At 45.5% G+C, this 3,833-nt stretch carries 4 protein-coding genes; all 4 read right to left on the reverse strand.

Going from position 1 to position 3,833, the window contains the following annotated elements; genetic code table 11:
* On the reverse strand, positions 1 to 1,147 hold a 1,147-nt coding region (locus tag Q0192_RS16625), incomplete at its 3' end, for a M14 metallopeptidase family protein (protein ID WP_299291212.1).
* A 73-nt stretch (positions 1,148 to 1,220) separates the two neighbouring features.
* Positions 1,221 to 1,841, reverse strand: a complete 621-nt coding sequence (locus Q0192_RS16630) for a hypothetical protein (RefSeq protein ID WP_299291214.1) — start codon at positions 1,839 to 1,841, stop codon at positions 1,221 to 1,223.
* 62 nt (positions 1,842 to 1,903) lie between these two features.
* Positions 1,904 to 3,502, reverse strand: a complete 1,599-nt coding sequence (locus Q0192_RS16635) for a SusD/RagB family nutrient-binding outer membrane lipoprotein (RefSeq protein WP_299291216.1) — start codon at positions 3,500 to 3,502, stop codon at positions 1,904 to 1,906.
* 35 nt (positions 3,503 to 3,537) lie between these two features.
* The coding region (locus tag Q0192_RS16640; protein ID WP_299291219.1) for a hypothetical protein at positions 3,538 to 3,833 on the reverse strand (296 nt) is incomplete at its 5' end.

Below are 3,833 nucleotides of genomic sequence, written 5' to 3' on the forward strand. Positions count from 1 at the left end.
TATAAATATTGTATAATAGTTCTGTGCGATAACGGGCTGCATAATCCAACACCGCGTAATTCAGCGAAACCGAATAATCTATAGATTGGCGGAAATGCCATTGTTGCGGCACCACTGGATTTGGCGTTGCACCATTCGGAATTAAACGGTCAGGAACCAATGCCACAGTTTCCGGAGTTGGGTTGCCGATGATTTCAGTTAACAAACCAACCATGTTATGAAAATACGGCGTGGTGCGCAAGCCGCCGTTCCACCAGGTAGAAAACTGAGAACCGGCACGTTGTGTGTAACCTGGCTTGCCTTCTACATTCAAACGGTTGTTCATAGCGGCACCCACGGCATCAATACTCGTTACAATCAGCGGATCAAAAACGTAATTAAACGGATCGCGGTACGGCGGGCCAGCCAATACCGAACCGGCAGGGCCGCGCTGGTGGTGGTTGTACATAATCTGCGGGATCCATTCCACAAACAATTGCTTGCTGATGTTCTGGCTTTCCTTCATGTTCATCATGTAAAAATCGCGGTTGTTATCGTGGCCCACATATTTTTGCCACAGTCGCGGCACGTCCATTTTGCGGTCCTTTGGGTTTGGTTCGCGCATGTACCAGTTGGAAACCAATTCCTGCCCATCGGGGTTGGCATGCGTCATCAGCACAATGTCGTTCTTTAAAATGTTCATCGTTTCCTCGTCGTTGCGGCTCAGCAGTTGCCACATCGTTTCGATCAACTGGTGCGCGCCCACAACTTCCGTAGCATGCAGTCCGCCATCAATCCAAACCACTGCTTTACCTTCGGCAGCCAAACTCTTGGCTTGCGTATCATTTAAATCATCAGCATGTGCCAGCTTTTGTGAAATGGTTTTATAACGGTCTAATTTTTTCAGGTTTTCGGGCGAAGAAACAATCATCATGTACTCGTGCCGGCCTTCTTCGGTCAAACCGATATCCACCAAACGCGCCCGGTCAGAAGAAGCGGCCAACTTTTTAAAATACGCTTCGGTTTGCGTGTAGTTGGCCAGCTTGTAATCATCGCCGATGTTGAAACCAAAATGCTCTTTGGGCGAAGGGACTTTTTTTTGCGCTTGTGCTACCGAAACTGAAAAAAGTATCGGTAAAAGAAGCATGTGGTAAAATTTAGAAATCATAAGGTTTTGGTTAGTTAATTTTCTGTTTTGTTTCTTAAAGTTATGAATGATCCGGCTTCTCTTCTACGTCAAATCATTGGCTTTTAAACCGTACGCCAGTCCTACAGTCGCCAGGTTCGCCACGGGATTCATCGCAAACATTGTTAAAGTAGGATACAATCCGCCGTCCGTCAGTCAGGTTCAAAATAAATTTGAATAAAAAGTAATCGTTTAAAGTAACCGAACTTAAACTGATGCCCGAAATGGTAGCCAGTTGTGCAGCCGTAAAATTGTAAGTTTTAGGGAAAGTAGTTACCGTTTCGTACAATTTATCGTTGTTGCCCACCAAACTTGGCAGCGGGAATTGTGCAATATTCGGATATTGGTTGCCGGGATAAGAAATCACGATCGGATAAGCCGGAACGCTGGATTCGGCTTTGTTGTAACTAGTGTAAACTTCGATGGATTTGACTGATGCTAATCCGAATCCGTTCCAATTCAACGTAAACGAAAACTGCTCATTGGCCAAGTTTGGATCTTTCAAATTAAAGAAAGAAACTTTTCCATTTTGCCGAGTTGGCAAAGCGGTTTTGGTGGTATCTATGGTAACAATCGGAACGGCCGTGTAAGTGTAATCCTGCCACTCGTAATGCGCTTTTTTACAAGCAGAAAGTCCGAGTAAAATCAGCAGAAATGCCGGTAGGAATTTTTTCATGGAGAATATGTTAGGTTGATGATGCTTCTTTTATCACTATATTTTTGTTGGTGTTTGCCTGCCTATTTGTTCCAAAAAACGGGCGTGGTTTGTTGGGCAATCTGGATGGCACTTCCATTCGTTCCAAAAATGGTATTGGCCGAAAGCTCGGTTTGAGAATAGTACAAACGCAACGGAAAAGTATTCAACGGCGACAGCGGCGTGCGCAAAACAGGCAAACCAGTACGGCGGTAATCGTTGTAAACTTCCATGCCGTTGCCATACAAGGCGATGTATTTCTGCGTCATCACGATGTTGAGTTTGCCATCCGCGTTAGCTGCATCGTATCGTGTAAGCAACCGGTTTACAAAGCCGGTTACCGTGGCTGCTGGCATGACAATTCCTCCGTTTGAAGCCGCGTAAGTGCTGATGCTGTTGAGGTTGGCGGTTACAGCATCGGATAAATTTTGTCGTGCATCGTCGCCTGTTCCCAAGGTCAATGCTGCTTCGGCACGTATAAATTTTACCATCGCATTGGTGATCAGCGGCATCACGCCGGCACCTGTCCCGTCTGTAACCGATACTACTTTTACAGATCCTGTTGCGCCGGTATTGGTTAAATATAAGTTTGCAGCAGTCAGGCTATTGATCGGCGCATTGTCATACAAACCACCGGCCGGATAAATACCAAAAGTTGAACGGCGCGACTGATCGGCTGGAGCTGCTGTTCCATCGCCGGGGTTGCGGCCGTAATAGCCGTTGCTGTTGCTGCTGTTGTTTAAACCTGCCGTTGCATTTTGGCGGAAGATGTAATAACGCAAACGCGGGTCATCGCTGTTCAGCAATAAATCCGTCCAGGACTGGCTGGTATAAAAAGTTTTTCCAGCCTGATAATCTGCCCGGTGCCAGGGATGGCGGTTGTTTGGGTTTTGAGAAGAACCGAACTTAAAAGTAAAATCAAGCGCATTGGTATTGATCAAAGGTGCGCCGCTGCTGATAATCGCTTTGATTGCTGTTGCCGAACGGGCAGGATCAACTTTACGAATTTGGTTATACAATTTCAGCTTTAACGAATTGGCCATGCTGATCCAGGAATTTTTGTTGCCAGCATAAAACACATCCGAAGTAGCCGGAACTAAAGTTGTTGCCGATACTTTGTTGGCATTTGCAATCCCGGCATCAATCAAAACCAATAATTTCTCGTAAATGGCCGCACCGCTTTCTAAAGCCGGGCTTCCGTTTGCCTGTCCCTGTTCTGCCTGCATGTAAGGTATATCGCCCCACATATCCACCATCAAACTGTACAGATAAGCTTTTTCCAGTTCGGCAATGGAGACGTAGCCCCATTGTTGCTGGCTGGTTCCGGTCGTAATGATCGCCTCAATATCATTTAAAGTCTGGCTGTAAAAACCGTCCCAGGAATTGTTAAAATCGGTTCCCTGCTGCTGGAAACGGCTTTGCCCGGTAGTATAAATGGTATGCTGCACAAACGTAGAAGTGCCGCTGTTCAACTGGTACATGTTGCCCACCAGCGAAATTTGGGTAGATGGCAGCAACAAACTCAATTGTGCCGTAGTCGGGTTGTTAGGATCTGCATTGATATCAACAAATTTTTTGCACGAACTAACAACCCAAAAAATACCCGTTAAAAGAAGTATGCAAGTTTTATTTTTAAATTTCATAACGCTAAAGTTTTTAAAAAAATTGATCTTCAGGATTAAAAGCTTACCCGCAGGTTTACGCCAAAACGTTTGGTGGTTGGTACGGCCAGGTTATCATAACCTTGAGAATTGCCTACACCAAGCGAACTTACTTCCGGATCGAAATTGGTATATTTTGGAAAATTTGGGGCGTAATAAAACAAGTTTCTCCCACTAACGGAAATGGAAGCCGAACCAAAAGGCGTCCTTTTCAAAAAGTTTTTTGGGACTTGATAAGCCAAAGAAACTTCGCGCAAACGGAAAACTGTGGCATCAAAAACAGAACCTTCGTCTACACCGCCCGGCCCTAAGC

It is taken from the genome of uncultured Mucilaginibacter sp. (assembly GCF_937859865.1).
In the GTDB taxonomy this organism is placed as follows: Bacteria; Bacteroidota; Bacteroidia; order Sphingobacteriales; family Sphingobacteriaceae; genus Mucilaginibacter_A.